The organism is Porphyromonas uenonis 60-3 (genome assembly GCF_000174775.1).
Taxonomy (GTDB): Bacteria; Bacteroidota; Bacteroidia; order Bacteroidales; family Porphyromonadaceae; genus Porphyromonas; species Porphyromonas uenonis_A.
In genome coordinates, this window is the sequence record NZ_ACLR01000153.1 from 1 (window position 1) to 558 (window position 558).

Genomic DNA, 558 nt, shown 5'->3' on the forward strand with positions numbered 1-558 from the left:
CACTATGAGCAAGACAAACAAGAACAAAGACGTAGATCCAGAGTACGCAGAACTCAAGCGTGAAAACGCTCGCCTCAAAGCAGCCCTCTTCCAGGCTGAGAGCAAGGCCTTGGTCAACAAAACACTACTCGAAGTGGTCTTGAATCGCTACCACATTGATCTAAAAAAAAGACCGATTTGTAGCCGTGAGACAGCTTGAACAGGCCAAAGTGAGAGATCAAAAGCTCTCCATAACCTACCTTTGTCAGCAGCTAGAAGTCAGCCGCAAAGGCTACTACAAGCACACCTTCACCGAGCAAGACGAAGATGTCAAAGTAGCCTCCGTCCTACACTATTGCCAGTATGTGCGCAGTTGGCTCCCCAGGGCAGGCGTAGACACCCTCCAGGAGTGTACCAACAAGTACTTCAAAGGAACCTTTCAAGTAGGTCGAGACTGGCTTTACAAAGTGTTAGGAGCCAACGACATGCTGCTGAGAAGTCGCAAGCGCAAGCGTCCACCCCAGACGACCAAAGGAGTAGTCAATCACGGCTTCCAAGACCACCTGAACACCACCCCTA

Annotated in this window: 1 protein-coding gene and 1 pseudogene; both read left to right on the forward strand. The window is 50.2% G+C overall.

Translation table 11 applies throughout. The annotated features are described in order from the left end of the window. Window positions 1-199: pseudogene (locus PORUE0001_RS05100) on the forward strand (transposase); the annotation flags it as partial. Then, the coding region (locus tag PORUE0001_RS05105; RefSeq protein WP_039865659.1) for a hypothetical protein at window positions 186-558 on the forward strand (373 nt) is incomplete at its 3' end. The pseudogene PORUE0001_RS05100 and the gene PORUE0001_RS05105, both read left to right, overlap by 14 nt.